This is a genomic window from Nocardioides sp. L-11A (assembly GCA_029961745.1).
GTDB lineage: Bacteria > Actinomycetota > Actinomycetes > Propionibacteriales > Nocardioidaceae > Nocardioides.
In genome coordinates, this window is the sequence record CP124680.1 from 3363045 (window position 1) to 3386539 (window position 23495).

The window sequence follows — 23495 nt, forward strand, 5'->3', positions numbered from 1 at the left end:
TCGCTGTGCACGAAGACCAGCGCGTCCGCGGCGCCGCCGCCGCGCGCCGCGGCGACCCCTCGTCAGGCCGCACGCCGCGGGTGGAGGACCACCAGTACGGCCGCCTGCTCGACGAGCGCTACCGGATCGGCGTGCGGATCGCCCGCGGCGGCATGGCCAGCGTCTACGAGGCGGTCGACACCCGGCTGGACCGCACGGTCGCCGTCAAGATCATGCACCCCGGCCTCGGCGACGCGACCACGCGCGAGGACGAGTCGTTCGCGCGCCGGTTCGTGAGCGAGGCCAAGGCCGCGGCCCGGCTCTCCCACCCGCACGTGGTCGCGGTGTTCGACCAGGGCCGCGACGACAGCGACGGCACGGTCTACCTCGTCATGGAGTACGTCCCGGGCCACACCCTGCGCGACACCATCGGCAAGGAGGCGCCGATGTCGCCCGAGCGGGCGCTGGCGCTGCTCGACCCGGTCCTCTCGGCGCTCGGCGCCGCGCACCGCGCGGGCCTGATCCATCGCGACGTGAAGCCCGAGAACGTCCTCATCGCCGCCGACCCGCACTCGGGCGCGACCCGGATCAAGGTCGCCGACTTCGGCCTGGCCAAGGCGGTCAGCGCCGACACCCAGCACACCGCCACCAACGGCGTCCTCATCGGGACCGTGTCCTATCTCGCTCCCGAGCTGGTCGTCGAGCAGCGGGCCGACGCCCGCGCCGACGTGTACGCCGCCGGCGTGATCCTCTTCGAGCTGCTCACCGGCACCAAGCCGCACACCGGGGAGACGCCGATCGCGGTGGCCTACCGCCACGTCCACGAGGACGTCCCGCGGCCGTCCACCGTGGTGCCCGGGATCCCCGACTACGTCGACGCCCTCGTCCTGCGAGCCACCACCCGCGACGCCAGCCTGCGCCCGGCCGACGCCACCGTGCTGCTGCACCACGTGCGCCGGGTCGCGCAGGCGCTGCACGACGGCGTCCGCGAGGACCCCGAGCTGGTCGCCGACCTGCTGCCCGCGGCGCGGGTCACCGCTCCGGACCCCGCAGCGGCCGTCGGCGGCGACACCACCCCCGAGCCGGTGAGCTCGCTGTGGGACGGCCTGCCCGACCTGGTCGACGAGCCGGCACAGCGCACGGCGGTGCGGACCGCCGCCCGGCCGCCGGCGCCCCCGGCGCCCTCACCGCACGAACAGACCTCGGTCATCGCCGAGCCGCCCGCGGCACCACCGCGGCGCAGGCGGCGGCGTGGCCGGCGGATCGCCCTCGCGTTGGTCCTGGTCGTCCTCGTGGCCGCCGTCGGCGGCACCGCCTGGTGGGTCGGGTGGGGGCGGTTCACGACGACGCCCGGCGTGGTGGGACTGGAGCAGGCGGCGGCCCAGGCGAAGCTCGAGGAGGCCGGCCTGGGCGTCACCGTCGGCGACGAGGTCTACTCCGAGAGCGTCGAGAAGGGCCTCGTGATCGCCACGGACCCCCGGCCCGGTGAGCGGATCCTGCCCGACGGCGAGGTCGCGCTGACCGTCTCCCTCGGCAAGGAGCGCTACGACGTCCCCGACCTCGCCGGCAAGACCGTCGCCGAGGCGGAGGCCGCTCTCGCGGAGGTGAAGTTCGTCGCCGGTCAGCCCGTCGAGCGCTGGTCGGAGACCGTCGAGGAAGGCCGGGTGATCCAGAGCCAGCCCGCGTTCGGCACGCCGGAGGCCGCCGCCCTGCCCGTCGGGACCTCGGTCACGCTGGTCGTCTCCCAGGGACGCAAGCCGATCAAGATCCGCAGCTTCGTCGGCAAGGACGCCGACAAGGCGACCCAGGCCCTGGAGAAGAAGGGGCTGAAGGTCGAGGTCGCCGAGGAGCGCTACAGCGACGACGTCCCCGAGGGCCGGGTGATCAGTCAGTCGCCCGACTCCGGCACCCGGTACCGGAGCGACACCGTCCAGCTCGTCGTGTCGAAGGGCCCGGAGCTGGTCACGGTCCCCTCCGTCCGGCTCAAGTCGACCGACGACGCGGTCGCGCTCCTGGAGAGCCTCGGCCTGGTCGTCAAGATCGAGCGCGCCGACATCTACATCAACGGCAGCGTGGCCTGGAGCACCAGCCCCGGCGGCGGCAGCAAGGTGCGCAAGGGCAGCACCGTGATCCTCGACGTCGTCTGAGGGCTTCCGACAGGGACTGGTCAACCACGCCGGACAGGCGCACCATGGGCGGTGGGGGGAACCCAACCAACGGAGTCGACATGGCCGGTCACATCATCCACGTGCATGCCACCATCCCCGCCCCGCCGGAGCAGGTCTGGGATGTCATCACCGACATCGCCCACGCCGACGACGTGCTGCGCAGCGTCAGCGAGACCGAGATCCTCACCGAGGGGGCGTACGACGTCGGCACCGCCTGGCGCGAGCGGCGCACCCTGTTCGGGCACCACGGCCCGGAGGAGCTGCAGGTCGTCGAGTCGGAGCCACCGCGTCGTACCGTCGTCGAGGCCGAGGTCGGCAATGACGTGATCCGGACGGCCTACCGGCTCACCCCGTCCGGCCCCGACGCGACCGGCACCCGGCTGGCGATGACGACCACCGTGGAGATGAGCCACCGGTCCGCGCTGTCGCGGGCCATGTGGGCGATGTTCGGCGGGTTCAGCTACGACCGCACCCGCAAGGTGCTCGAGCACGACCTGGAGGACATCGAGGCGGAGGCCTGCCGTCGGGCGACCTCCGCGTGATTCGCCGGTTCTGACATCTCGCCGGGCCGTCGGGGTACGGTGAGCCCCGCGATGACCACCCCGACGCACTGCACCAGCTGTGGGCACGAGCTCGGGATCGGCCGGTTCTGCACGAACTGCGGACAGCCCGTGCCCGGCCGGCACCCCGAGGCCGCGCCCACTGCCGGCACGCCCGTGGTGCCGCCGCCGACGGGTCAGCTGCCGCCCGCCGCGCGCTATCCGCTCTACGCCGACGCGACGACCGTCCTGCCCGGGCCGCCTCCGCCGCCCGGGCCGCCTCCGGCGCCCGTCACCCACGTCGTCCCCGAGCCGGGCGCGCCGGCGCCGTACACTCCGCCGCCCGGTGCGCCGCCCGCGCGGGGGCGGTCCGGCCGGCCGTGGCTGCCCTGGGCGCTCGGTGTCGTCGTGCTCGCGCTGGTCGCCGGCATCGGCGCCTTCCTGCTGATCGCCGCCGGGGGCGACGACGACCCCGCCCGGGCCGGCGACGACCGCACCGGCGCACCGAGGGGCCAGGGCACCGACGACGCTCGGCCGGCCCGGCCGAGCGGGTCGGCCGGCGAGCCGCGGCCCGACAGCACGGGGACGGCCGCACCGGTCGAGACGCCCGACCCCGACGACGTCGCCGACCTCACCTCGACCGCGCGCGCCGAGGTCCCGGACACGGCCCCGCCGTCCCGCGACCGGCAGAACCGCCCGGTGACGTACGACGCCGAGAACATGCTCGACGGCCGCCCGCGCACGGCGTGGCGGATGACCGGCGACGGCACCGGCGCGAGCCTCCTGTTCGACCTCGGGCAGGAGGTCGTGCTGACGGAGGTGGGGCTGGTCAACGGCTACGCCAAGGTCGACGGCGCCGACAACTGGTACCTCGGCAATCGCCGGATCCGCGCGGTGCAGTGGGAGTTCGACGACGGCACCCGGATCACCCAGAAGCTCACCGACGGCCGGCCTCTGCAGCCGCTGGCCGTCGACCCGGTCGCCACGACGCGGATCGTGCTGCACCTGGTCGAGGTGACCGCCCCGGGCAAGGGCCCCGAGGGCCGCGACTTCACCGCGATCAGCGAGGTCCGCTTCCGCGGCGCCCCCAGGTGAGCCCGCGGTCCGGGCGGCCCCGCGCGGCCCGGACCCGGCCTCAGCGCTTCTGGAGCATGCTGGCGACCTGGAAGGCCATCTCCAGCGACTGCACCCGGTTGAGGCGCGGGTCGACGACCGACTCGTAGCGGTGGGCCAGGCCCTGTTCGTCGAGCTCCTCGCCGCCACCGACGATCTCGGTCACGTCGTCGCCGGTGTTCTCGACGAGGATGCCGGCCGGGACCGTGCCGAGGGCACGATGGACGTCGAAGAAGCCCTGCACCTCGTCGAGGACATCCTCGAAGCGGCGGGTCTTGTAGCCGTTGGACGCCTCGAAGGTGTTGCCGTGCATCGCGTCGCACACCCAGGCCACGTCGACCCCCTCGGCCGTGACCTTCTCGACCAGTGCCGGCAGGCCGTCGCGGATCTTGGCCGCCCCGAAGCGGGTGATGAAGGTGAGCCGGCCGGACTCGTTGGCCGGGTTGAGCTTCGCGGCCAGCGCGAGCGCGTCGTCCGCGGTGGCATTGGGGCCGAGCTTGCAGCCGATCGGGTTGCTGATGTGACTGAAGTACTCGACGTGGGCACCGTCGAGCTGCCGGGTGCGCTCGCCGATCCACACCATGTGGCCCGAGACGTTGTAGGGCTTCTCGGTGCGCGAGTCGATGCGCGTCATGGCGTGCTCGTACTCGAGCAGCAGCGCCTCGTGCGAGGAGTAGAAGTCGACCCGGTGGAACTCCTCGGGGTCGGCGCCGATCGCCTGCATGAAGGTCAGCGCGCGGTCGATCTCGGCGGCCATCGCCTCGTAGTGCTGGCCGACCGGGCTGTTGCGGACGAACTCGGAGTTCCAGGTGTGCACCTGGCGCAGGTCGGCGTAGCCGCCGGTGGTGAAGGCCCGCACGAGGTTCAGCGTGGACGCCGAGGCGTGGTAGACGTCGAGCAGCCGCTGCGGGTCGGGGCGCCGGGACTCGGGGGTGAACTCGAAGCCGTTGACCGCGTCGCCCCGGTAGGCCGGCAGGGTCACCTCGCCGCGGGTCTCGGTGTCGGACGAGCGGGGCTTGGCGTACTGGCCCGCGAGCCGGCCGACCTTCACGACGGGCACGGACGCGGCGTAGGTCAGCACGACCGCCATCTGCAGCAGGACCCGGAGCTTGTTGCGGGTGTTGTCGGCGGTCGCGTCGACGAAGGTCTCGGCGCAGTCGCCGCCCTGGAGCAGGAATGCCTCCCCTCGGCTGGCCGCGGCGATCTTCGCCTTCAGCTCGTCGCACTCGCCCGCAAAGACCAGCGGAGGCAGCGTGCGCAGTCGCTCGACGGCCGCGGCGAGGGCCGCGGGGTCGTCGTACGACGGCTGCTGCTTCGCTCCGATGGCGTGCAACTGCTCGAGGGACGGGAGGGTGCTCACCGCCCAATGGTACCCAGTGGTCAATCGTCGGTCGGGTCGATGTCCATGTGCTCGATGTCGGCGAAGTGACCGCCCTCGGGCTTGTAGAAGAGTCGGGTGAGGATCCAGAGCACGACACCGATGCCGAGCAGGCCGGCGGCGATCTTGTACTGGATCATGTCCGCCTCCAGCCGGGCCCAGGGACCGAGCAGGTAGGCGCAGAAGAGCGCGCCCAGGACCGGGACCACGGTCGGCGCCCGGAAGCCGTGGGGTCGGGTCGGCTCGCGCCGCAGGACGAGGCAGGCGACGTTGACGATGGTGAACACGGCGAGCAGCAGCAGGGCGGTCGTGCCCGACAGGGCGCCGACGATGGTGCTCTCCGACGCGAGTCGCACGTAGGCGATCAGGCCGCACGCCAGCAGCGTGGTGAAGCCGATGGCGACGTACGGCGAGCGGCGTCCGGGGAGCACCTTGCCGAGGACGGGCGGCAGCACCCGCTGGCGGGCCATGCCGTAGATCAGCCGACTGGCCATCAGCATGTTGATCAGTGCCGTGTTGGCGACCGCGAACACCGTCATGAACGGGAAGAAGTCGTCGATCGGCAGGTCGGGCGCGCCGAGCTTGACGACGTCGATGAGGATGCCGGCCTCGGCGTTGGTCGGCGAGCCGATCTTGTCGGCCGGGATGACGGCGACGACGGAGACCGCGACCAGCATGTAGATGATCACGGCGATGCCGAGCCCGGTCAGCATCATCCGCGGGAAGATCCGCTCCGGATCCTTGGTCTCCTCGACCATGTTGACCGAGTCCTCGAAGCCGACCATGGAGAAGAACGCGATCGCGGTGGCGACCGTGACGGCCATGAACAGGCCCTTGTCGTCGGGACTCTCGAAGACGGTGATCCGGTCGAGGTCGCCGTCGCCCTTGCCGATGACCCAGATGCCGATCCCGATCACGATCGCCAGCGCGGCCATCTCGATCAGGGTGAGCACGACGTTGAACTTCACGCTCTCCCCGACGCCGCGCAGGTTGATCAGCGCCAGCAGCAGCATGAACGCCAGTGCGACGACCAGCACCAGCTCCTTGCCGGGCGCGTCGTTGCCGAACCCGATCAGCAGGTTGGACGCCAGGAGGCCCGAGGAGGTCGACGCGCTCGTGATCCCGGAGCAGACGACCGTGAACGCGACCAGGAAGGTCACGAAGTGCACGCCGAACGCCTTGTGGGCGTAGAGCGCGGCCCCCGCTGCCTGGGGGTACTTCGTGACGAGCTCGAGATAGGAGTAGGCCGTCAGCGTGGCGATCGCGAAGGCGACCAGGAACGGCAGCCAGGCGATGCCGCCGACCTGCCCGGCGAGGCGGCCGGTGACGGCGTACACGCCCGCGCCGAGGATGTCGCCGACGATGAACAGGAGCAGCAGGCCTGGTCCCAGGACCCGCTTCAGCTCCGGCTGGCCGTGCCCGCCCTGCGTCGTCTCTCCGGTGGTCTCAGTGGACATCTGCGTCCTTCCTCTCCCGAGGTGGAAAGTCACTCCCGGCCCTCACCTTCGCGCAGGCCGCTCCGATTGGGAAGCATTTGTCCGGGGTGGCGGCATGTCGAGATCACGGCGGGGCGCGACGTCGAGGGAGTCGAGCAGCCCGAGGAAGGCCCGGGCGAAGGGGTTGCCGGCGGTGCCCGACGCGACGGCCCGCCAGTCGACCTGCTCGCGCACCGCCCGGGCGGCGGGGAGCACGGCGGTGAAGTCGCAGGCGTGCTCCTCCAGGGAGGCGAGCTTGTCGGTCATCAGCACGGTCGCCGAGAGCACCGGCATCCGCACCGACTCCACTTCGATCTCGTCCGCGTCGCCGAAGCGAGAGCGCTGGATCGGATCGTTGCGGACCCGGAAGATGACGTCGACCATCGCGTCGTCGACGAAGACCTTGAACAGCCAGTCCTCCGGTGGCTGCACGACGTCGAGACCACGCTCGGCCAGGACGTCCTCCACCCGCGCGGCGTCCTCCTCCGCGATCATGAAGTCGACGTCGTGGTCCGGCTCCGGTCCACCGCGCGCCCACAGCCCGTAGCTGCCGGCCAGGGCGAACGGCACGCCCGCCTCCTTCAACAGCACGGCGACGAGCTTGAGCGCCTCCCGCAGGTGGCCCGAGCCCACCGCGCCCTCCCCTGCCTCGGTCACGCAGGTGCGGTACCCACGCGGGCGGCTGACATGCGGGCGGGCGGGTACCGCCGCGGCGATGCGCATCGTGACGTTCAACATCCTCGGCGGCCGCACCCAGTACGACGCCGAGGTCGACGTGGCCGTGCTGCAGCGGGCGATCGCCGACCTCGATCCGGACGTGCTCGCGCTGCAGGAGGTCGACCATCTGCTCCAGCGCTCGGGTCATGCCGACCTGACCGCGCTCGCCGCCGAGGCCATGGGCGCGACCGACCATCGCTTCGTGGCCGCGCTCGCCGGCAGCCCCGGTGCGACCTGGACGGCCGCGACCGGTGACGAGCAGCCCGGGGACGCCGCCTACGGCATCGCGCTGCTGAGCCGGATGCCGGTCAGCGGGTGGCAGGTGATCCGCCTCCCGGCCGTGCCCACGCAGGTGCCGATGCGCTTCCCCGGCCGGCTGCTGCCGACCTGGGTGCGCGACGAGCCGCGGGTCGCGGTGAGCGCGACCGTGGAGACGCCGGACGGCCCCCTCACCGTCACCACCACCCACCTGTCCTTCATCCACTGGTGGAACGGCCGTCAGCTCGGACGGCTGACGCGCTCGCTCTCCGGCGCGCGGCGGCCGCTCGTGCTGACGGGCGATCTCAACATGGGCCCGGCCCGGGCGGCGCGGGTCAGCGGGCTCACGCCGCTCGCCGAGCACGCGACCTTCCCCGCCGACCGGCCGCGCGAGCAGCTGGACCACGTGCTGGCCGACCCGCCGCTGGCCGCCCGGGCGACCGCGCGCCGGATGGCACTGTCGGACCACCGGGCGCTGCTCGTGGACCTCGACCTCCGGTACGCGCCTAGCCGAAGAAGACCTGCGCCTCGGCGTACTCCTGGGGGCTGACCAGCTTCAGCGCACCGGTGCCCTCGACCAGCGGGACCCGTACGATCGCGGTGCCGCGCAGGGCCACCATGACGCCGTACTCGCCGTCGGCAACGGCGTCGATGGCCTGCAGCCCGAAGCGGGTCGCCAGCCACCGGTCGAAGGCTGACGGCGTGCCGCCGCGCTGGATGTGGCCGAGGACGACCGCCCGGGCCTCCTTGCCGGTACGGCGCTCGATCTCGTGGGCGAGGCGGTCGCCGATGCCGCCGAGCCGGACGTGCCCGAAGGCGTCCTTCTCGCCGCTGACCAGGGTCATCCCGCTGCCGTCGGCCGGCACGGCGCCCTCGGAGACGACGATGATCGGGGCGTACTCGCTGCGGAACCGGGTCTCGACGTGCGCGCACACCGCGGCGATGTCGAAGGGCGCCTCGGGGATCAGCACCGAGCTCGCGCCCCCGGCGATGCCGGCGTGCAGGGCGATCCAGCCGGCGTGCCGGCCCATCACCTCGACCACGAGCACCCGGTGATGGGACTCGGCCGTCGTGTGCAGGCGGTCGATCGCCTCGGTCGCGATGTTGACCGCGGTGTCGAAGCCGAAGGTGAAGTCGGTGCCGGAGAGGTCGTTGTCGATCGTCTTCGGGACGCCGACGACGGCCACGCCGAGCTCGGCCAGCCGGGTCGCCACGCCGAGCGTGTCCTCGCCGCCGATCGCGACGAGAGCATCGACGCCGGCCGCGGCCAGGTTGTCGGTGATCCGTTCGACACCGCCCTCCACGGCGAACGGGTTGGTCCGCGAGGAGCCCAGGATCGTGCCGCCGCGCGGGAGGATGCCGCGGCACTGCTCGATGCCCAGCGGCATCGTCACGCCCTCCAGGGGTCCCCGCCAGCCGTCGCGGAAGCCGACGAACTCGAAGCCGCGGTCGTTCACCCCCTTGCGCACCACGGCCCGGATCACGGCGTTCAGGCCCGGGCAGTCACCACCACCGGTCAGCACTCCGACGCGCATACCGCCAACCTACGTCGGACCCTAGGCTGCAGGCCATGACCTTCTCGATCGTGGCCCGGTCCGCCGACGGCGACACCTGGGGTGTCGCCGTCGCCTCCAAGTTCCTCGCGGTCGGCTCGGCCGTGCCCGCCGCCGTCGCGGGCGTCGGTGCCGTCGCCACCCAGGCCGACGCCAACGTCGCCTACAAGGGCCTCGCGCTCTCCCATCTCGACGAGGGCGCGACCGCGCCGGTCGCGCTGCAACGGCTCCTCGAGGAGGACGACGGCCGGGCGCACCGGCAGGTCGGCATCGTCGACCTCGACGGCACCGCCGCCACCCACACCGGCGCCGAGTGCATCCCGTGGGCCGGCGGGGCGACCGGTGAGGGCTACGCGATCCAGGGCAACTGCCTCGCCGGCTCCGAGGTGGTCGAGGCGATGGAGGCGGCCTGGCTCGCCGGCGACCCGGAGTCCACGCTGCAGGACCGCCTGCTGGCCGCGCTCGCCGCCGGCGACGCCGCGGGAGGCGACCGTCGGGGCCGCCAGTCCGCGGCGATGCTCGTGGTCCGCGAGGCCGCGGGCTACGGCGGTCTGGACGACGTCGCGGTGGACCTTCGCGTCGACGACCACCCGGCCCCGATCGACGAGCTCGCCCGGCTGCTCGACCTCCACGACCTCTACCTCACCGCCTCCACCGAGAAGGAGCGGGTCGCCGTCGACGACACGCTGCGCGCCGAGCTGGAGACCTTCGCCGCCGCCGGCGGCCACCGGGACTTCCACACCTGGGTGGGCACCGAGAACTACGAGATGCGGGTCGCGCCCGACCTGGCCTGGATCGACCGGCGGGTGCTCGCGATCGTCCGCGGCGACGGCTGAGCCGGGCGCTGCAGGAATCGCCGGTCGACCGGTGATTCCTGCACTTGTCGGGCGTTGCAACGCCTTGGGCTCAAGGGGTGAGCGCAACACTTGTCTGTTGATGGGGTGTTGTGATGGGTGCTCGTCGTGGTCGTCCGCGGCTGCCTGTTGAGTTGGAGTACGAGTTCTGGGACGTCGTGCGGGCGGGCTGCTCGATCGAGGAAGCATCTGTGGCTGTCGGCGTGTCGGTCTCAGCGGGCCGGGCGTGGGTCGGTGAGCGTGGCGGGGTGATGCCGCCCGCAACAGCCGGCCCGGGCAGTCGACGGCTGAGCTTCGCCGAACGTGAGGAGATCGCCCTGCTGCGCGCTGAGGGCAGGGGCGTACGAGAGATCGCCCGGACGGTCGGGCGCGACCCAGGCACGATCAGCCGAGAGCTGCGTCGCGTGTCCCACAGCCCCGTGTCCAGTGCGCAACGACGCGCTTATCGGGCCTCGACTGCACAAGGCGATGCCGACGCGCGAGCCAAGCGGCCCAAGACGGCGAAGCTCGCCACGAATCTGCCGCTGCGCCGCGAGGTCCAACAGCGTCTGCGGGAGAATCACAGTCCCGAGCAGATCGCTGCCCGGCTACGCGAGGACTTCCCCGACGATCCGGAGATGTGGGTGTCGCACGAGACGATCTACCAGGCGCTCTACGTGCAGGGCCGCGGAGCGTTGAAGCGGGAACTGGTCAAGTATCTGCGCACCGGTCGGGCGGTCCGCAAACCACACCGACGACCCGATAAGAGGCGTGGCCAGATCCAGGGCATGGTGAACATCGCTGATCGGCCCAAACAGGTCGAGGACCGGGCGGTGCCCGGTGACTGGGAAGGCGATCTGATCCTGGGGTCAACCGAGTCGGGCTCGGCGATCGGGACGCTGGTCGAACGCGCGACCGGGTTCACCATGCTGCTGCACCTGCGCGGCGACCACACTGCCGAAACGGTTGCCGGCGCGATGATCGAGAAGATGCTTGACCTGCCCGAGCAACTTCGTCGCTCGCTGACCTGGGACCAGGGCAGCGAGATGGCCAACCACGCACAGATCGCCGAGGCGACCGGGCTCGACATCTACTTCTGCGACCCGCACTCGCCGTGGCAGCGCGGCACGAACGAGAACACCAACGGGTTGCTGCGTCAGTACTTCCCCAAGGGCACCGACCTGTCGCGGTGGGGACCTGGCTACCTCGACAAGGTCGCAGCCGAGCTCAACGCCCGTCCCCGCAAACGACTCGCCTGGCGCACCCCCGCCGAAGCCCTCGACAAGCTACTGTCCGAGCAATCGAATCCACCTGGTGTTGCGACCACGGCTTGAATTCGCCCGCCCGTCAAGTGCAGGAACTGCCCTCCCAGTGGTGCGCCTGAGGCTCCTGGGACTCAGCCCAGCCGGTCCCGCGCGGCCTGCGCGGCGTCCCGCTCCGCGGTGGCGGTGCGCAGGTCGGCGGCGGTGCCGTCGCGGACCTCCTCCGCCTCGGCCAGCTCCTCCTCCACCGCCTCGGACCGCTCCTCCAGCTCGGCGAGACGGCGGCGCAGCTCGTCGGTCTCCGCCTCCAGCTGCAGGGACCGGGCGGACAGCCGCTCGACCTCGGCGGCCGCGTCGTCGTGGGTGGCCCGCGCGGCGTCGTACTCCTCCTGGGCGGCGGCGAGCCGCTCGTCGGCGGCGGCGAGCGCCTTGGCCGCCCGGTCGGGGTCCGGCACCAGGTGCAGGTCCGGCGGGCCGGGGCGGGGCGCCTCGCGGGGGCTGGCGCTGAACCCCAGCGCCGCCGGTACGGCGACGGCGCCGGCCAGGTCGTCGGCGTCCATCGGCTCGAGGCCAGTCGTCCGCAGGGCGCTGACGAGCAGGCCGCTGCGCACCGCGCGACCGCACTCGGCGTCGACCATCGCCGCCGTGAGCGTGGCCTCGACCTGCTCGGCGACCGCCTCGGTGACCCGCAGCCCCTCCTCGGCGGCGATCCGGCGGGCCTGGGTGGTGACGGCGGCGGTGACCTGGCGCCGCTGGCGGGTCAGCGCGCGCAGCTCGCCGGCCGACATCGCCTCCTGGGCCTCGCGCAGGGCCGCCCCGACACTGAGGACCTGGTCGACCTGGGCCGCCTCGCGGCGGACGAGGAGGTCGACGACCCACGCCGCGGTGCTGGGCTTGCGCAGCGCCTTCACCTGCGCCGCCAGCGGTGTGCCTTTGAGCTCGCGGGCCCGGGCGTCGCGGGCCGGGGTGAACTCCGCGAGCGGCAGCGCGTAGAGCTCGTCGGCGATCTCCAGCAGGTCAGCCACGCTCGGAGTCTTCCAGATCCGTCATCGCAGGCCGGCTCCGATCATGGCGACGGTGAGGTCGACCAGGTCGTCGCGGTCGACGCCGGCGGGACGGGTGAGGGCGATCCGCAGGCAGGCCGAGACCAGGACGCCCATCAGCATGAACACGACCGCCTCGAGCTGTTCGGGCGCGAGATCCGGGCGGTGCCGGCGCGGCAGCAGCGAGGCGAGTCGGTGCAGGTCGGCCTCGATCTCGGGGAGCACGTTGGCGCTGCTCCCGGTGGGCAGCTGGTTGACCATGGCGGTGATGACGCCGCGGTGCCGCTCGAACCCGCTCACGAGGCTGACCACGACCAGCCGCAGCGCCTCGTCCAGGTCGAGCTCGAGTGCGTCGACGACGCTGACCATGAGGTCGTCGCTGATGGCGTGCACCGCCTCTTCGCGCAGCACCGCGAGGAGCTCGGTGCGGTCGTTGAAGTAGCGGTAGAAGGTGCCGCTGCTGACGTGGGCGTCACGGATCACCGCCGTGGTCGTCAGCCGGTCGATGCCGTCGCGCTCGAGGATCCGCACCGCCGTGTCGAGCAGCAGCCGCCGGGTCTGCACCGCCCGGTCCTGGCGCGGCCGGGCCCGCTGCCGCTGCGCCACCCGGTCAGTCCTCGTCGCCGTCGTCGAGGCCCTGCTCGATGACGTAGCGGGTCAGCTCGACCCGGTTGTGCATCTGCAGCTTGCGCAGCGTGTTCTGCACATGGTTCTGCACCGTGCGGTGCGAGAGCACCAGCCGCTCGGCGATCTGCTTGTACGACAGTCCCTTGGCGACCATCTTGAGGATCTCGGTCTCCCGGTCGGTGAGCCGCTCACCGGGCGGCGTCTCCGGCTCGCTCATCCGCCGGAACTCCCCGAGCACCAGGGCCGCGAGCCCCGGCGTGAAGACGCTGTCCCCCGCTGCCACCCGGCGTACGGCGGCCAGGAGCTCGTCGCGCGAGGCGGACTTGACCAGGTAGCCGGTCGCGCCCGCCTTCACCGCCGCCAGCACGTCGTCCTGCTCCCCCGATGCCGACAGGATGAGCACCCGCGAGGACGGCTCGCTCGCCAGCACCTGCGCGGTGACCTCGACCCCGCTGGGCGCGGGGATCTGCAGGTCGAGCACGACCACCTGCGGCCGGGTCGCCCGGAACCGTGCGATCGCCTCGGTGCCGGTCGCCGCGACCGCGACCACCTCGAAGCCGGCGGCGTCGAGGTCGCGCTCCACGGCGTCGCGCCACATCGGGTGGTCGTCGACGACCATCACCCGGATCCGGTCCGTCATGGGAGGGACCCTAGATGATGGCCGCCGACGTGCGTGCGAGGTCAGGTGGACGGCACGTGCTCCTGCAGCCACGTGGTGCGCCGGTCGAGCACGGCCGGGTCGATCCGTCGGGATGGTCCCCGGACCACGCTCGTGGGGGTGCTGCGGACTCAACCGCGGTGGAAGCGACCACGCCGGTGCAGGAGGGCCTCGGAGCCGGCCTCGTCGTCGCCGATCTCGACCTGCTCGATGGCGGCGGTGACCTCGACCGACCAGCCGACCGGGCGCTCGTCCCGCAGCCGGACGCCGGCCCAGGTGCGGGCCGTCGCGAGCCGCGGGCCGTAGGCAGTGGCAGCGAACTCGGCCTGCCGGAACGGGCCACCGGGCGCGGGCGCCGTACCGGCGAAGGCCTCGGCGAGCTGGCGGTCGGCCCACGCCAGCAGCTGGACCACGCCACGGCCGGTGTCGCGGAGCACCTCGAGCAGGTCGGAGTCGGGGTCGAGCAGCGCCAGCACCGCGGGCTCGGGGCCGAGGGCGACCATGAGGGAGGTGACCGTCAGCCCGGCGCGGTCGTCCACATCGCCGGCGGTCCACAGCGTGACCGCACCACCGGCCCGGCCGCGGAACCGGCGGGCCGGGTCGGGGTCCGCCTCGGCGAAGGGATGGGTGCTGTGGATGGTCATCGTCCGTCCTCCCGTGCGCGACCGTCCCGGGGTACGGCGAAGGTCCATTCGGTGCCGTAGCCGCCGGTGTCGAGCGTGGCGGTCCCACCGAGGTCGCGCACCCGGCCCCGGATGGACTCGACGACACCGAGCCGGCCCTCCTGCTCGGCGGCCGCCAGCCGGCCGTCGGCGATCCCGGGCCCGTCGTCGCGGACGCTCACCTCGACCCGGTCGCCGAGGTCCTCCACGAGCACCCAGGCGGGCGCGTCGACGCCGACATGCCGCTCGACGTTGTCGAGACAGGCCCGGACCACCGCCACCAGCTCGGTCACGGCGTGGGCCGGCAGCTCGATCGGCCCCGCCGGCACGCCCACCTCCGTGCGCGGGCGCGAGGCCAGCGCGGTGAGCGCCGCGGCGAGGTCGGCCCGCCCGGCCGCGGCGTCCGGGGACGTCGTGGTGACCGCGTCCTGCGAGCGGATCAGGGTGCGCAGCGCCTGCTCCTGGACGCCGGCGGCCCGGCCGAGCTCGCCGCCCTGCCGCTGGACCAGCGCGAGGACCTGCAGCACGCCGTCGTGGACGGCGCGGGCCAGCCGGGTGCGCTCGGCCGCCGCGGCCGCCTCGCGCTGGGCCCGGTCCCGCTCGGCGGCCATCTCCTTCAGCGACTCGCAGACGAAGCCGACCATCGAGCCGCCGAGCAGGATGAGGAAGACGTTGCCCCAGTCCTTCTGCGCGACGTGGGAGCGGCTGAGCAGGTCGACGGCGCCGAGCAGCACGGCCGCGACCGTCCCGCCGCGCCAGCCGTAGCGGATCGCCCAGGCGAGGAGGGCGCCGACGATCCAGTAGCCGGGGATGGTGGCCTGGAACCAGGCGCCCTTGACGACCGGTGTCGCGAGCAGCAGGGCGACCGCCAGCGCGAGGTCGCCCAGCAGGACGGCGGGCACCCGGCGCTCCGGCGCGGCGTACACGACGATCGCCGCGACGGTCGCGACGACCATCACCCCGACGCAGGTCCAGCCGAGCACCGGGTGGTCGAAGTTGGCACGGTAGGCGTTGAGGGCCACGGCGTACCCGAGGACGACGACCCGCAGCACCGCCAGGGCGCGGAACATGCGGTCCTCGACCGCGATCGCGGCCCGTGTGGTGCTCCCCCCGTCGGTCACCGGTCCGTCGGTCAGGACGCCAGCTTGCCGGGCTCGCCGTCGCCGCGATCGCTGCGCCGCGACTCCGCCTTGGCGCGGGTGGCGTACATGTCGACGTACTCCTGCTGGGAGAGCCGCATGATCTCGTACATGATCTCGTCGGTGATCGAGCGCAGGATGAACCGGTCGTTCTCCATGCCGGCGTAGCGCGAGAAGTCGAGCGGCTTGCCGAAGCGGACGGTCGGGCGGGTGATCCGGCCGAACTTCTTGCCCGGGGGCGCCACGACGTCGGTGCCGACGACGGCCACCGGGATGACGGGGACGCCGGTCTCCAGGGCGAGCCGGGCGATGCCGGTCTTGCCGCGGTAGAGCCGACCGTCGTGCGAGCGGGTGCCCTCGGGGTAGATCCCGAACAGCTCGCCCTCGGCGAGGACGCGCTTGGCCGACACCAGGGCACCGGACGCCGCGTCGCCGCTGGCCCGGTCGATCGGGATGTTGCCGGTGCCGCTGAAGAAGTTCTTCTGCAACCAGCCCTTGACGCCGGGCGAGGTGAAGTACTCGGCCTTGGCGACGAAGCGCACCATCCGCGGGATCACCAGCGGCATGAAGAGCCAGTCGGCGTACGACAGGTGGTTGCTGGCGAGGATCGCCGGGCCGGTCGCGGGGACGTTCTCCACGCCTTCGGCCCGGGGACGGAAGACGACCTTCAGCAGCGGCCCGAGGGCGACGAACTTCAGGAACCAGTAGAACAAGCGACCGAACCTCCCAGAATCAAGCACCGTTCATCGACCTGCGCCCGCCCGCATGGGCGCCACTGAGGCAGCCTAGCGGTGGTGCGGCACAATCTCGCCATGCCGCCGAGCACTCCGGACCGTGGGACCGACCTGACCGCGCCGCTCACGATCGCGGCCCGCCCCGAGCTGACGGGCGGGCGCCGGATCGCCGTCCTGCTCAGTCACGGGTTCACCGGCTCGCCGGCGTCGATGCGCCCGTGGGGTGAGCACCTCGGCGCCCTCGGGTACGCCGTCGCCGTGCCCCTGCTGCCCGGGCACGGCACCACCTGGCAGGACCTCAACACCCGGCGCTGGGCCGACTGGTACGCCGAGCTCACCCGGGTCTTCGACGCGCTGCGGGCCGAGCACGACGCGGTCGTCGTCGGCGGGCTCTCGATGGGCGGGGCGCTCGTGCTGCGACTGGCCGCCGACCGGCCCGACGAGGTCGCGGGCGTGATGGTCGTCAACCCGGCCGTCGCCACCAGACGGCTGGACGTCAAGCTGCTTCCGGTGCTCAAGCACCTGGTGTCGTCCTTCCCCGCGATCGCCGGCGACATCAAGAAGCCGGGGGTGCTGGAGCACGGCTACGACCGGACCCCGCTGAAGGCGATCCACTCGCTGATGCAGGCCTGGCCGGCCCTGCGTGCCGACCTGCCGCGGATCACCGCTCCCCTCGTCTACTTCCGCTCGGCCGACGACCACGTCGTCGACGACGCCACCGAGCCGCTCGTGATCGGCGGCGTCTCGTCGGCCGACGTGACGCGGGTCGCGCTGCCCGAGAGCTACCACGTGGCGACGCTCGACAACGACGCACCGACGATCTTCGCGGAGTCCGCTGCGTTCGTCGCGCGGGTGACCTCCTCCGCCCAGGGCGTAGCCTGAGGGCGTGCAGCGGGACGACCCGGACTACGACGACGCGGCCTGGCAGGCGATCGTCGACAACTACGGCGAGCGCGTCGAGTTGGAGACCCCCGACGACGAGGACGATGCCGACCCCGGTCCGGCGCCCGAGTCCTACGACGACCGCTACGACGACACGTACGACGACCTCGACCAGGCCGACGAGGACCGCTTCGTCCCCGCCCAGGCGCCGCCGGTGCCCGTGCCGCCCCCGGACCGGATGCTCGCCTGGCTCGGGGTGTTCGGGGCGCCGGCCGTGCTGCTGGTCTTCCTCGTGCTCGGCCTGGGCATGCCGTCCTGGCTGGGGTGGCTGCTCGTGGCCTGGTTCGTGGGCGGCTTCTGCTATCTCGTGATCCGCTCGCCCGGCCCGCCCCGCGACCCGTGGGACGACGGCGCGCGCGTCTGAGCGGCCGAGCCGCGGTACGCCGCGGTCAGGCGCGCCCGTCGCGCGCGAGCAGGGCGGCGCCGATGGCGCCCGCCTCCGGCCCGAGCCGGGCGGGGACGAGGGCGGGGACCGCGCGGTAGGCGGTGCCCTGCAACGAGCCGGCGAGCGCCCGCCGGGCCGGGCCCAGCAGCAGGTCGCCGACGGCCGAGACACCGCCGCCGACCACGACGACCTCGGGGTCGAAGGCCGAGACCAGGGCGGCCGAGCCGACGCCGAGCCAGGTGCCGATCGAGGCGAACGAGTGCAGCGCGACCTGGTCCCCGGCCAGTGCCAGCGCCGTCACCTCGGGACCGTCGAGGTGACGGCCGAGCGCGACCCGGGTCACTCGCTCCAGCGCGCGGCCGCTGCAGTACTGCTCCCAGCAGCCGCGCAGGCCGCACTCGCAGGCCAGGCCGTCCGGCACGGCCTGCATGTGGCCGAACTCCCCCGCCAGGCCGTGCGCCCCACGGACCACCCGTCCGTCGAGGACGACGGCGCCGCCGATGCCGGTGCCGATGGTGATGAGCAGCGCGGACCGCACCCCGCGGGCGGCACCGGCCACGAGCTCGGCGTACGCCGCGCAGTTGGCGTCGTTGTCGAGGACGACGGACAGTCCGGTCCGCTCGGCGATCGCCTGGCGCACCGGGGCGTCGCGCCACGGCAGGTGGGCACCGAACAGGAAGCGCTCCCCGGCCGCGTCCACCAGCCCCGCAGCGGAGACGCCGAGGCCGGCCGGCCGGGCCCCGGCGGACACGTCGCGGGCGGCGAGCACCACCGCCTCCTCCACCGCCTCCGGTCCCGCCGAGACGCCCGGCATCGGCCGGGTCGCGGTCGCCTCCACCGCGCCGGCGGCGGACAGGCGCACCGCCAGCACCTTGGTGCCGCCGACATCGACGCCGACGTAGCTCCCGGCCCCGCTCATCCTCGCGTGCTCATCCCCGCGCGAGGTCCGCGGCACCGATCACGCCGGCGCGGTTGCCGAGGGCGGCCGGCACGATCGCGGGCCCGGGCCGGTGGCCCCGGCCGGTCAGCTCGCTGTCGAACGCCGCCCGGACCGGCGCGAGCAGCAGGTCGCCGGCCGCCGCGACGCCGCCGCCGACGACGACCACGGCGGGGTCGAGGACGGCGACCAGCGAGGCGATGCCGTGGCCCAGCCAGCGACCCAGATCGGCGAGATGACCGATCGCGACGACGTCGCCGGCCGCGGCCGCCGCGGTGACCATCGGCCCGGTGATCGCCGCCGGGTCGCCGCCGGCGGCGTCGAGGATCGCGGGACTCGGCGCGGACCGTGCCGCGCGGACGAGCGCGGTGCCGCTGGCGTAGGACTCCAGACAGCCGCGGTTGCCGCACCCGCACGGCAGCCCGTCGGGGACGACGCACAGGTGGCCGATCTCGGCAGCGACCCCGTGGGCGCCGCGCAGCAGCCGGCCGCCGGTGACGACACCACCGCCGACGCCGGTGCCGACCGTCACCATGAGCTGGTCGTCGGCGCCGCGACCGGCACCGTGGCGGAACTCGCCCCAGGCCGCGGCGTTGGCGTCGTTCTCGACGACCACGGGCAGGCCGGTGCGCCGGGCCAGGTCGGCGCCGAGCGGTTCATCGCGCCAGGCGATGTTGGGGGCGAAGAGCACGGTCGACCGGTCCGCGGCGACATAGCCGGCGGCGCCCACGCCGACCGCGCGCACCGCCTGCGCCGCAGTCAGGCCGGCGACCAGGTCCGCGACCGTCGTACCGATCGCGGCGGCGTCGGCCGCCGGCGACTCGACCCGTGCCTCGGCGACGACGGTGCCGGCGGCGTCGACCACGGCACCGGCGATCTTGGTGCCGCCGATGTCGATCCCGCAGGTCAGGTCGCCGGTCACGGTGCCGGGTCCGGCCCGTCGTCGTCGAGGTCGATGTGCTGCACCTCGGGCCCGCGCGGGGCACCGGAGCCGCTGTCGGGCGGCTGGGGCAGCGTCTCGAGCAGGCCGGCCGCGGCCTGGAGCAGCGAGGAGGCGGCCACCGCCAGGTGCGCCTTGACCTCGGGCGAGGTCTGCCGGACCGCATGCACCACCCGGCACACCGGGCAGTAGCGGCACTCGGCCGCATCGGTCGCGAGGTGCTCGTTGACGTCGTGCGCCATGGCCGCGGCCTGGCCGGCGAGCCCGGACAGGTTGCCGAGCCCTCCGGCAGTGTCGCCGGTGTGCTGCTTGGCCAGGTCGGCGAAGGCGCCGAGGAGCTTCATCGCCTCCTCGCCGACGCTGCCGACGCTGTCATCGGGCTCATCGGGCTCATCGGGCATGGTGCTGGTCTCCCATCGCCACCGGATCGGGCTCCGCGAACCGTACCCGCAGCTCACCCTCGACCACGCTCGCGCCCACCACCCGCAGCCGGGCCAGGCCCGGCGGGAGCGTCATCAGCCGCCGGTAGGAGCCCACGGTCATCACCAGTTCGTCGCCGTTGCGCGCGAGGTCGACCTCGGACCGGGTCACGAACGGCAGCGCGAGGTGGGCGACCGCGCCGGACTCGCCGCGGGTGACCCGGAACGGCCCCTCCCCCGCTGGTACGGCGAGCGGGTCGGCGCCGTCGTACAGGCCGGCGGCGAGCTCCGCCAACGCGCTGACGCCGACGGGCTCGGCGGCCTGGTACTCGGAGGTCCACACCGGCAGTCCCCCGAACGACTGGGCCACCTCGGCGAGCACGCCGGCCTGGGCCGCGACCCAGCCGGCCCGCCAGGGATCGCCGTCTCCGTCGGGGAAGACCCGGTTGGCGACCACCCCGTCGACGCGGTAGCCGAACAGGCACAGACTCGTGTAGGCGCGGCGGGCCTCGGCGAGCACGACCTGCTCGGGGGTGAGCACGAGGCGCACGCTCGCCTCGGGCCCCGAGAGCAGCCCACGGACGTCGTCGAGCTCGCCGTGCAGGCGGGTGATCGCATCGAAGACCGCGTCCCCCGGCATCGGTACGCCGGCCGCACGGTTGAGCACCGGCCGCAGTGCGCGGACCAGGCGCCGCTGGATCGGCAGCAGCCGCTCGAGGTACCAGCCGAGCGCCTCGGGCAGCGCCAGCAGCCGGAGGGTCTCCGCGGTGGGCGCGCAGTCGACGACGATCACGTCCCAGCGTCCCGAGCGGGCATGCTGGCGCAGCTCCAGCAGGGCCAGCACCTCCTCGGCCCCCGGGATGACCGTCATCTCCTCCGCGGCGACCGGATCCATGCCGACCGCGTCGAGCACCGAGAGGAGGTAGCGCTGGATGTCGGCCCAGGACTGCTCGAACCGCAGCTGGGCGTCGACCTGCTGGAGGAACAGGCCCGCGGCCACCTCCGTGGGCTCGGCGCTCCGGTTGGTCGAACCCGTCGCGACCCCGACCGCGCCGTACGCGTCGGCCAGCGAGTGTGCGGCATCGGTCGAGATCACCAGCGTGCGCAGGCCCCGCGCGGCCGCGAGGGCCGCCGTACCGGCCGCGACGGTGGACTTGCCGACTCCGCCCTTGCCGGTGAAGAGAACGATCCGCACGCCGGCAGGCCTCAGCTGCCGGACTCGACGCGCTTCTTCAGGCCCTTGAGCGCGGTGTCGATGAGGATCTTCTCGCCCTTGCGCTTGAGCATGCCGATGAGCGGGATCGAGACGTCGAGGGCGAGCCGGTAGGTGACCTCGGTCGCGCCGCCGCTCTCGCGCAGGACGTAGGCGCCCTCCAGCGCCTTGAGCATCTTGCCCTCGACCAGGGTCCAGGTGACCTGGCGGTCGCCGTCCCAGACGTAGGCGAGGGTGTACTCGTCCTTGATCGGCGAGACGTCGAGGGCGAAGAAGACCTCGCGCGCCCGACCCGCCTGGGCGGAGTCGCTGTCGTCGTACGCCGAGCGGACCTCGGCGACGGTGACGCCCTTGGCCCACTGCGGGTAGGCCGCGAAGTCGGCGATGACGGCCATCACATCCGCGGCAGGTGCGTCGACGACGATCGACGAGGACGTCTGTTCGGCCATGCCGGAAGGCTACCGGACCTCCGGAGCGCGGGGTCCGCGGCGTGCCGCAGGTCACGGCGGGGCCCGGAGTAGGCTGCTGGCGCTTGTTACCGGCGCGTCAGACCAGGAGAAACGGTGCGCGAGTACTCCACCCCGCAGACCATCGAGATCCCGACTACCGGCAATCTCACCGACGACGTGGTCCGCAACGCGGCCGAGGCGCCGCAGGCGGTGCAGTTCAGCCGCGCCACGGACGACGGCGGCTGGGCGGACGTCACCTGCGCCGAGTTCCTCGGCGAGGTCGCCGCGGTCGCCAAGGGACTGCTGGCGGCCGGGCTGCAAGCCGGCGACCGAGTCGCGATCATCTCGCGGACCCGCTACGAGTGGACGCTGCTCGACTACGCGATCTGGTTCGCGGGCGCGGCGACGGTGCCGATCTACGAGTCGTCCTCGGAGGAGCAGATCAACTGGATCCTCTCCGACTCGGGCGCCCGGGCGGTCGTCTGCGAGGACGCCGGGCACCGCGCCCGGGTCGACGCCACGCGCGCCCGGCTGACCGCGCTGGAACACCTGTGGACGCTCGACGACGGCGCGATCGCCACGCTGACCGCGCTCGGCGCGGACGTCAGCGACGATGACCTGGAAGCCCGGCGGCGCACCGCCGGCCCCGGCGACCTCGCGACCCTGATCTACACCTCGGGCACCACCGGTCGTCCCAAGGGCTGCATGCTCACCCACGACAACTTCCAGACCGAGCTCTGCGTCGCGGTGGCCGAGCTGGAGCGACTCTTCGACACCGAGGGCGCCTCGACGCTGCTCTTCCTGCCCCTGGCGCACGTGTTCGCGCGGATCATCCAGGTGGGCTGCGTGAAGTCCCGCACCCGCCTGGGCCACAGTGCCGACATCAAGAACCTGCTCCCCCAGCTGGCGACCTTCCGCCCGACCTTCATCCTCGCCGTGCCGCGCGTGTTCGAGAAGGTCTTCAACACCGCGTCGCAGAAGGCCACCGCCGACGGCAGGGGCAGGATCTTCGACCGCGCCGCGGAGACCGCGATCGCCTACTCCCGCGCCCTCGACGGCGGCCGGATGCCGATCCGCGTGCGCGCCCAGCACGCCGTCTTCTCGCGGCTGGTCTACGCCAAGCTCCGCGCGGCGCTCGGCGGCAACTGCGAGTTCGCCGTGTCCGGCGGCGCCCCGCTCGGCGACCGGCTCGGCCACTTCTACCGCGGGATCGGGGTGACCGTGCTCGAGGGCTACGGCCTCACCGAGACCACCGCCGCGCTCACCGTCAACCTCCCGGACGCCCAGAAGGTCGGCACCGTCGGGCGACCGATCCCCGGCACCGCCGTACGGATCGCGGACGACGGCGAGCTGCTGTTCCGCGGCGGCCAGGTCTTCACCGGGTACTGGAACAATCCGGAGGCCACCACCGAGGCGATCGACGGCGAGGGCTGGTTCCACACCGGCGACGTCGGCGAGGTCGACGACGAGGGCTTCGTGCGGATCACCGGGCGCAAGAAGGAGATCCTCGTGACCGCCGGCGGCAAGAACGTCGCCCCCGCGGTGCTCGAGGATCGGGTCCGGGCCTCGGCGCTGGTCAGTCAGTGCCTGGTCGTGGGCGACGGCCAGCCCTTCATCGCAGCGCTCGTGACCATCGACGAGGAGGCCTTCCCGGCCTGGGCGGAGCGGCACGGCAAGTCCGGCAAGGTCGCCGACCTCGTCGACGACGAGGACCTGCGCGCGGAGGTCCAGGCCGCGGTCGACGAGGCCAACAAGGCGGTCTCCAAGGCGGAGTCGATCAGGAAGTTCGCGATCCTGCCGACGGACTGGACCGAGGAGGCCGGCCAGGTGACGCCGAGCCTGAAGCTGAAGCGGAACGTCGTGCTGCGGGAGTGCCGCGACGAGATCGCCGCGCTCTACCACTAGGTCCCGAGGGGTCCCTATCCCACGGGACCCGCGAGGGACCATAGTCCCGACGGGCCATCCCGCAGGTTGCGATCGGACATCATTCAGCGGCATTTGGCGATTTCGCTCACGCCACGGGCGCCGTCTTCGCTAGCCTCGCGGTGCGCTGCAGCCGGGAGCTGCGGGAC

Annotated in this window: 24 protein-coding genes; 9 read left to right on the top strand and 15 right to left on the bottom strand. The window is 73.1% G+C overall.

Features of this window, described 5'->3' with window-relative positions:
- Positions 1-5 precede the first annotated feature (5 nt).
- The 3 genes from pknB to QJ852_16165 all read left to right on the top strand — a co-directional run bounded on the left by pknB (position 6) and on the right by QJ852_16165 (position 3781).
- Positions 6-2126: a Stk1 family PASTA domain-containing Ser/Thr kinase gene (gene pknB, locus QJ852_16155; protein WGX94683.1), complete on the top strand. Its 2121-nt coding sequence runs from the start codon at positions 6-8 to the stop codon at positions 2124-2126.
- A gap of 80 nt (positions 2127-2206) precedes the next feature.
- Positions 2207-2689: an SRPBCC family protein gene (locus QJ852_16160; protein WGX94684.1), complete on the top strand. Its 483-nt coding sequence runs from the start codon at positions 2207-2209 to the stop codon at positions 2687-2689.
- A gap of 51 nt (positions 2690-2740) precedes the next feature.
- Positions 2741-3781 carry a hypothetical protein gene (locus tag QJ852_16165; protein ID WGX94685.1) on the top strand — a complete coding sequence of 347 codons (1041 nt, stop codon included), beginning with the start codon at positions 2741-2743 and terminating at the stop codon, positions 3779-3781.
- 40 nt (positions 3782-3821) lie between these two features.
- Here the strand turns inward: QJ852_16165 and QJ852_16170 are convergent, their stop codons facing one another.
- Genes QJ852_16170 through QJ852_16180 form a run of 3 tightly spaced genes read right to left on the bottom strand, consistent with a single transcriptional unit; the run spans position 3822 to position 7309 of the window.
- Positions 3822-5159, bottom strand: coding sequence for a 3-deoxy-7-phosphoheptulonate synthase class II (locus QJ852_16170; GenBank protein WGX94686.1), 1338 nt, complete (start codon positions 5157-5159; stop codon positions 3822-3824).
- Between the two features lie 20 nt (positions 5160-5179).
- Entirely contained in the window at positions 5180-6634 is a 1455-nt protein-coding gene (locus tag QJ852_16175; protein ID WGX94687.1) for an APC family permease, read from the bottom strand.
- Between the two features lie 42 nt (positions 6635-6676).
- A complete protein-coding gene (locus QJ852_16180) occupies positions 6677-7309 on the bottom strand; it encodes a hypothetical protein (protein ID WGX94688.1) in 633 nt (210 codons plus the stop codon).
- A gap of 58 nt (positions 7310-7367) precedes the next feature.
- Between QJ852_16180 and QJ852_16185 the strand changes: the two genes are divergently transcribed.
- On the top strand, positions 7368-8177 hold the full coding sequence (locus QJ852_16185) for an endonuclease/exonuclease/phosphatase family protein (protein ID WGX94689.1): 810 nt from the start codon (positions 7368-7370) through the stop codon (positions 8175-8177).
- Here the strand turns inward: QJ852_16185 and QJ852_16190 are convergent.
- Positions 8134-9162, bottom strand: a complete 1029-nt coding sequence (locus QJ852_16190; GenBank protein ID WGX94690.1) for a 6-phosphofructokinase — start codon at positions 9160-9162, stop codon at positions 8134-8136. The genes QJ852_16185 and QJ852_16190 overlap by 44 nt on opposite strands.
- A gap of 35 nt (positions 9163-9197) precedes the next feature.
- Between QJ852_16190 and QJ852_16195 the strand changes: the two genes are divergently transcribed.
- Together QJ852_16195 and QJ852_16200 are read left to right on the top strand one after the other, a co-directional pair.
- Positions 9198-10016 (top strand): DUF1028 domain-containing protein, encoded by an 819-nt coding sequence (locus QJ852_16195; GenBank protein WGX94691.1) that lies wholly within the window; start codon positions 9198-9200, stop codon positions 10014-10016.
- 269 nt (positions 10017-10285) lie between these two features.
- Positions 10286-11347 (top strand): IS30 family transposase, encoded by a 1062-nt coding sequence (locus tag QJ852_16200; protein WGX99473.1) that lies wholly within the window; start codon positions 10286-10288, stop codon positions 11345-11347.
- Positions 11348-11409: 62 nt separating this feature from the next.
- Here the strand turns inward: QJ852_16200 and QJ852_16205 are convergent, their stop codons facing one another.
- The 6 genes from QJ852_16205 to QJ852_16230 form a co-directional block, all read right to left on the bottom strand.
- Positions 11410-12300, bottom strand: coding sequence for a hypothetical protein (locus QJ852_16205; protein ID WGX94692.1), 891 nt, complete (start codon positions 12298-12300; stop codon positions 11410-11412).
- A gap of 21 nt (positions 12301-12321) precedes the next feature.
- Positions 12322-12924 (bottom strand): TetR/AcrR family transcriptional regulator, encoded by a 603-nt coding sequence (locus tag QJ852_16210; protein WGX94693.1) that lies wholly within the window; start codon positions 12922-12924, stop codon positions 12322-12324.
- Between the two features lie 4 nt (positions 12925-12928).
- Positions 12929-13585 carry a response regulator transcription factor gene (locus QJ852_16215; GenBank protein ID WGX94694.1) on the bottom strand — a complete coding sequence of 219 codons (657 nt, stop codon included), beginning with the start codon at positions 13583-13585 and terminating at the stop codon, positions 12929-12931.
- A 149-nt stretch (positions 13586-13734) separates the two neighbouring features.
- On the bottom strand, positions 13735-14247 hold the full coding sequence (locus tag QJ852_16220; protein ID WGX94695.1) for a flavin reductase: 513 nt from the start codon (positions 14245-14247) through the stop codon (positions 13735-13737).
- A complete protein-coding gene (locus tag QJ852_16225) occupies positions 14244-15386 on the bottom strand; it encodes a DUF5931 domain-containing protein (protein WGX94696.1) in 1143 nt (380 codons plus the stop codon). The genes QJ852_16220 and QJ852_16225 overlap by 4 nt, the downstream gene beginning before the upstream one ends.
- Before the next feature lie 11 nt (positions 15387-15397).
- A complete protein-coding gene (locus tag QJ852_16230; protein WGX94697.1) occupies positions 15398-16117 on the bottom strand; it encodes a lysophospholipid acyltransferase family protein in 720 nt (239 codons plus the stop codon).
- Positions 16118-16216: 99 nt separating this feature from the next.
- On the opposite strand from QJ852_16230, the gene QJ852_16235 reads away from it, so the two are divergent.
- On the top strand, positions 16217-17020 hold the full coding sequence (locus tag QJ852_16235; protein WGX94698.1) for an alpha/beta fold hydrolase: 804 nt from the start codon (positions 16217-16219) through the stop codon (positions 17018-17020).
- A 4-nt stretch (positions 17021-17024) separates the two neighbouring features.
- Positions 17025-17444, top strand: a complete 420-nt coding sequence (locus tag QJ852_16240; protein WGX94699.1) for a hypothetical protein — start codon at positions 17025-17027, stop codon at positions 17442-17444.
- Positions 17445-17469: 25 nt separating this feature from the next.
- Here the strand turns inward: QJ852_16240 and QJ852_16245 are convergent, their stop codons facing one another.
- Genes QJ852_16245 through QJ852_16265 form a run of 5 tightly spaced genes read right to left on the bottom strand, consistent with a single transcriptional unit; the run spans position 17470 to position 21423 of the window.
- The gene (locus QJ852_16245; protein ID WGX94700.1) at positions 17470-18384 is read right to left on the bottom strand and encodes an ROK family protein; all 915 of its coding nucleotides are present in this window, start codon (positions 18382-18384) and stop codon (positions 17470-17472) included.
- Between the two features lie 10 nt (positions 18385-18394).
- Positions 18395-19324 carry an ROK family glucokinase gene (locus QJ852_16250; GenBank protein WGX94701.1) on the bottom strand — a complete coding sequence of 310 codons (930 nt, stop codon included), beginning with the start codon at positions 19322-19324 and terminating at the stop codon, positions 18395-18397.
- Positions 19321-19743 (bottom strand): hypothetical protein, encoded by a 423-nt coding sequence (locus QJ852_16255; protein WGX94702.1) that lies wholly within the window; start codon positions 19741-19743, stop codon positions 19321-19323. Before QJ852_16255 ends, QJ852_16250 begins: the two co-directional genes overlap by 4 nt.
- Positions 19733-20956 (bottom strand): ArsA family ATPase, encoded by a 1224-nt coding sequence (locus tag QJ852_16260; GenBank protein ID WGX94703.1) that lies wholly within the window; start codon positions 20954-20956, stop codon positions 19733-19735. The genes QJ852_16255 and QJ852_16260 overlap by 11 nt, the downstream gene beginning before the upstream one ends.
- Positions 20957-20967: 11 nt before the next feature.
- Entirely contained in the window at positions 20968-21423 is a 456-nt protein-coding gene (locus tag QJ852_16265; GenBank protein WGX94704.1) for an SRPBCC family protein, read from the bottom strand.
- 114 nt (positions 21424-21537) lie between these two features.
- Between QJ852_16265 and QJ852_16270 the strand changes: the two genes are divergently transcribed.
- The gene (locus QJ852_16270) at positions 21538-23328 is read left to right on the top strand and encodes an AMP-dependent synthetase/ligase (protein ID WGX94705.1); all 1791 of its coding nucleotides are present in this window, start codon (positions 21538-21540) and stop codon (positions 23326-23328) included.
- Positions 23329-23495 lie beyond the last annotated feature (167 nt).